The following is a 5,422-nucleotide window of genomic DNA, read 5'->3' as shown; positions in this document are numbered from 1 at the left end:
CTTAGTCGCTCATTTGCGACTTCCTTATGTTAACATTTTCATCTTTCAATGTCAACTAAGTTTTTTATTTCGTTTGTCGCTTTCGACGTTGTTGTCATCGGCGACTTGTTCTATATTACACCTCTAAGTAGCAATCGTCAATACCTTTTTATAAAGATATTTAATTACATGCTTTTATGCTCTTTTAGCTAGATACATCCCCACAAAAATTCATTATCGGAAACTACCTTCTGCTTCTCATTAGTTTATTCTTGCAACACATATTCAATTTAATTTACGTGGACATTTCCCTCCAACAAAACTATTAACCTTATTTTAACAAATAATATTATATAATTAGGGGGTTGTTGTACTATCAATGAACTCTATTAGAAGCAGGTGAAGATATGAAAGATATACGTATCCTTATAGCAGACGATGATAAAGAAATCCGAAATTTATTAAAAATATATTTGGAACGAGAATTATATATGGTAGATACTGCGATTAATGGCGATGAAGCCTTACAATTATTTAATCAAAACAACTATAACCTTGTTATACTAGACCTTATGATGCCGAAAGTAGATGGTATTGAAGTATGTAGAAAGCTTAGAGATAAAACGAACGTACCGATATTAATGCTAACCGCTAAAGATCATGAAGTTGATAAAATTTTAGGTTTAAGCATTGGTGCTGATGATTACATTACAAAGCCTTTCAGTATTCATGAAGTCATTGCACGTGTAAAAGCTCTTATGCGGCGTTTTTTAGTTCTTGGAAGTGACGCTAATATACAAGAGAAAACAACTCTAACTTTTAAAGGCCTATTGATTGATTTAAATACATATACAGTTCATACAAACAAAGAAGAAATTAACTTAACCGGAAAAGAACTGGAACTATTAAAATTCTTCACTTCAAATCCAGGACAAGTATTTACAAAAACACAGCTCTTCCGAAATGTGTGGGACGATAATTATATAGAAGATGACAATACCGTTATGGTACATATTCGAAAACTTAGAAAGAAAATAGAAGTCGATCCTTCCAACCCAAAATTCATTCAAACTGTATGGGGAATTGGTTATAAGTTTGTAGGTGAACAGCTTGAAGACTGATAAAACCCTTTTCCTTATTTCATTACAACTTATCATTTGCGGGCTTTTAAATATACAAATGGACCCAAGGATAAAAATATCTTTATTTATTACCCTTATCTTAATTACAATGTATCTCTTCTTTTCAAGAATACAATTCATTCAGTACCGCAAATCAATAGATACTAAATTAAGTCGTGTACTAAAAGGTAATTTACAAGCAAGATTATTTACAAGCAATGATCGTTCATTACATAATATCGTTTTTTCAATAAACGAACTAATAGCTGAATTAGAAAAGGTTCGGATTGAAGCAAAGAAGTCTGAGGAATCTAGAAAAAAACTTCTGTCTAGTATCTCGCACGATATACGAACACCACTTACCTCCATTATCGGCTATATTGATGCCTTAAAAGATGGGGTTGCTGCTTCTGAAATAGAAAAGCAAGAATATCTTAAAATACTGTATATGAAATCAAATAACTTGAAGCACCTAGTTGATGAGATATTCAATATGGCGAAGCTAGATGCTAACGAATTTCCACTAAAAAAAGAAGAACTCGACTTTTCTGAAGTTACTAGAGAAGTTTTGATTGAATTTTTACCTGAGCTCTCAAAACATAATATTGAACTACAAATTCTCATACCAGAATCTACTTTTCCTATCATGGCAGATCAACTTAGCCTTATACGAATTATAGGTAATTTAATGAAAAATGCCATTTATTACGGAAAGGATGGGAAAACAGTAGGAGTCGAACTATTAGAAACCGATACAGAATATGAACTTCTTATTTGGGACAAAGGCCCTGGTATTCCAAAACATGATTTGCAAAACATATTTGAGCGAATGTACCGAAGCGAACAATCAAGAAACTCCTCTTTTGGTGGTAGCGGTCTCGGACTTTCTATTTCTAAAGCGCTCGTTGAAAAGAATGGCGGGCATATATGGGTTGAAAGTAATCCATGGGAAAGAACCACTTTTGGATTTTCCATTCCAAAACACAATACTTTTAAGAAATAGTTAAGAAATGATTAATATGCAGTTAAACCATCCTTCTTATCATGTAAGTAAGAACTTATAGAAAGTGGGTGTCTCCTATAAATACAATTATAAAAACAACTAATCTTACTAAAGTATATGGCAATCAAAAATCCGTAGATAATCTAAATATTAACGTTCAACAGGGAGAGATTTATGGATTCATAGGTCGTAACGGTGCTGGTAAAACAACAACCATTCGTATGCTACTCGGTCTTATAAAGCCTACAAGTGGAACTATCGAAATATTCGGAGAGGACTTATTTCAAAATCAAAAAGATATTTTAAGTAGAATTGGTTCTATCGTTGAAGTTCCAGGGTTTTATGAAAACTTAACTGCAAAAGAAAACTTATTAATTAACGCAAAGATAATTGGGGTTCACAAAAAGAATGCTATTGAAGAAGCTTTAGAAATAGTAGGCTTGCAACATGAAACAAAAAAGTTAGTGGGAAAGTATTCTTTAGGCATGAAACAGCGTTTAGGAATTGCACGCGCCCTTCTCCATTATCCCGAACTACTCATATTAGATGAACCAACTAACGGACTAGACCCCATCGGGATTAAAGAAATGCGAAAACTTATTCATTCTTTAGCTCAAGAAAGGAATATAACGATACTCATTTCTAGTCACATATTAGCCGAGGTAGAACAGTTAGTTGATCGTATCGGAATTATTCACGAAGGAAAGTTACTAGAAGAAGTTTCTCTTGATACGCTACGCAAAGCAAACCGTAAATACATAGAATTTCAGGTGAATAATGACAGTAAGGCTACGATGCTATTAGAAAATCAATTTCAAATTTTCGATTATGAGGTACATGATGAAGGGAATATTCGCATTTACTCTCATTTCGGGCAACAAGGATACATCAACAGAACATTTGTTCTAAATGATGTTGAAGTATTAAAAATGATGATGAGCGAAGACAGATTAGAAGATTATTTCACCAAGCTAGTTGGAGGTGGAACAATTGGTTAACCTACTCTATACAGAACTATTAAAACTAAAACGCTCTAATATGTTTTTAATTAGTATTATTGGGGCTGGTGTCGCGCCTTTCTTAGTCGTAGTAGCTTCTTATATACATATAAAAACAAAACAGCCAACTCCGACTATTTGGTTCCATCAATTATTCACTGAAGTTAACTTATACACTACTTTAGTTATAGGGTTCCCCTTATATGGAGTAGTAGTTGCTTATCTGTTTACCCGTGAATATGCAGAAGACACATTAAAAAATTTACTAACTATCCCCGTGTCACGCATTAGTTTTATTATAAGTAAGTTCATCATTCTTTTCCTTTGGATCATGATGCTAACTTTAGTTGCTTGGTCGCTTACTTTAATATTAGGGCTATTGGGGAACTTCCCTGGTTTTAACACTGCTTTACTTTTAGGTTCTTCCCTAAAATTTTTAACCTGTGGTGGACTTCTTTTTCTATTGTCTTCACCTATTGTTCTATTAACTCTTGTAATGAAGAGCTATGTACCGCCTATTATATTAACAGTCATTATTACAATGACTAATCTTATGCTCGTAAATTCCAAACATAAAGATTTATTTCCCTGGACTGCCACTTTAGATATCGCAAATAATGAATTACAACCCACATATCCACCAGAGTATTCTTATATCATCATTGCAGCAACAGCAATTGTCGGATTTATTACAACACTATTTTATTTTAAGAGAGTAGACATTCATTAATTTATAGGAGTGAAACTATGAGCGATATCATCACTGCCTTCATACTCGGTATCGTAGAGGGGTTAGCTGAATTTTTACCTATCTCTTCTACCGGCCACCTTATATTAGTCGGGCATTTATTAGGCTTTGAAGGAGAAAGAGCAAAAACGTTTGAAATTGTTATTCAGCTAGGCGCAATTTTAGCTATTGCAATTTTATATCATAAACGTCTCGTATCTTTATGTAATATTAAGCCTCTTCTACGGAAGGAGAAAAAATTCAACGCGTTCCATGTATTTCTTGGCGTATTTCCGGCAGTAGTTGCTGGTTTACTACTACATGATGTTATTAAAACTTACTTATTTCAGCCATATACTGTTGTGATTGGACTTGTAGCAGGGGCAATTCTTATGATCTTTGCAGAAGTAAAAAAGCAAGAGGCAACCGCCTGCTCACTGGACGATTTAACATACCATCAAGCATTAACAATTGGATTATTTCAATGTTTAGCAGTATACCCTGGTTTTTCTAGAGCAGGATCTACTATCTCTGGAGGTCTATTAGCAAAAGTAAATTATAAGACTGCATCAGAGTTCTCTTTTCTAATAGCTCTTCCTGTAATGGTTGGGGCTACAGGCTTAGACTTACTAAAAAGCTGGAAGTATTTAAGTGTCGATGACATCCCTATGTTTGCAGTAGGGTTCATTACCTCTTTTATAGTAGCAATGCTAGCAGTAGTAACTTTTCTGAAGCTTTTAGAGAAGATAGGTTTAAAACCTTTTGCATATTATCGGATTTTGCTGGCTATCTTATTTACACTTTTCGTATTGCTATAGATTCGTATCAGTCACAGATTATTAAACCGATATTCAAGTTAGAATATCGGTTTTTTATCTATTTCACCTTTAGTATGTCTTGCTTCAATATGGCATAGTGGCAATACATCACCCCGAATATTCTTTAAGCAATTAGAGCCTTTACCGTACAGCACAATTTAAGAATTAAACATCTCTCTATTAATATGGATGTCTACTGGACAATGCTATATAGGGACCGAACGTTTTTATAAACCATATTCATTCTAAACATATTATCTTTCTTAATTCACAAAACACAGATACAATTTTTAAATGCGCACAAAGACATAGCATATAAGGAAATTCCCCAAGGATTATAAAGGGACTAAATATTTATTAAAATGAGATAACTGGGATACTTATTGGGGAACCGTAAAAAACTAGGATTTGTTACAGCTTGGCAATTTAGTGATTCTCCTAATTATCTTGCACGGTTAGTAATTGATGAGTTAAAAAACGCAATATGCCCCAGTCACATTTATTATGAATTAGAAACTAAACCAATATCGCCAAATAACGATTATAGTTTTATATTCAATGCGTATGATGAACCTATATCCATCATTAAGACATCAGAATACAACGTTCGTCTATAATTGAAACAGTATAATATTGTTTACTAAACACGAAAAAACACAAGTCAAAAGACTTGTGTTTTTAGTTGCTTGGCGACGTCCTACTCTCACAGGGACAAGGTCCCAACTACCATCGGCGCTAGAGAGCTTAACTTCCGTGTTCGGTATGGGAACGGGTGT

At 33.8% G+C, this 5,422-nt stretch carries 5 protein-coding genes and 1 rRNA gene; 5 read left to right on the top strand and 1 reads right to left on the bottom strand.

Annotated features, from left to right (window positions below; all coding sequences use genetic code 11):
- Positions 1-386 precede the first annotated feature (386 nt).
- From RCJ96_RS27280 to uppP, 5 genes are all read left to right on the top strand, one after another.
- Positions 387-1,100, top strand: a complete 714-nt coding sequence (locus RCJ96_RS27280) for a response regulator transcription factor (RefSeq protein WP_061402425.1) — start codon at positions 387-389, stop codon at positions 1,098-1,100.
- Positions 1,090-2,103, top strand: a complete 1,014-nt coding sequence (locus RCJ96_RS27275; RefSeq protein WP_416504792.1) for a sensor histidine kinase — start codon at positions 1,090-1,092, stop codon at positions 2,101-2,103. The genes RCJ96_RS27280 and RCJ96_RS27275 overlap by 11 nt, the downstream gene beginning before the upstream one ends.
- A gap of 68 nt (positions 2,104-2,171) precedes the next feature.
- Positions 2,172-3,101, top strand: a complete 930-nt coding sequence (locus tag RCJ96_RS27270; RefSeq protein ID WP_270796920.1) for an ABC transporter ATP-binding protein — start codon at positions 2,172-2,174, stop codon at positions 3,099-3,101.
- Complete coding sequence (locus RCJ96_RS27265; protein ID WP_242304884.1) at positions 3,094-3,831, top strand: ABC transporter permease; 738 nt, start codon at positions 3,094-3,096, stop codon at positions 3,829-3,831. Before RCJ96_RS27270 ends, RCJ96_RS27265 begins: the two co-directional genes overlap by 8 nt.
- 17 nt (positions 3,832-3,848) lie before the next feature.
- The gene (uppP, locus tag RCJ96_RS27260; RefSeq protein WP_270796916.1) at positions 3,849-4,646 is read left to right on the top strand and encodes an undecaprenyl-diphosphate phosphatase UppP; all 798 of its coding nucleotides are present in this window, start codon (positions 3,849-3,851) and stop codon (positions 4,644-4,646) included.
- 684 nt (positions 4,647-5,330) lie between these two features.
- Here uppP and rrf read toward each other — a convergent pair.
- Positions 5,331-5,422: ribosomal RNA gene (rrf, locus tag RCJ96_RS27255) — 5S ribosomal RNA — on the bottom strand; the annotation flags it as partial.

This window comes from Bacillus sp. BSL6 (assembly GCF_052928345.1).
The sequence above is the reverse complement of the archived record's forward strand: the minus strand, read 5'-3'. Positions and strand labels throughout refer to the sequence as shown.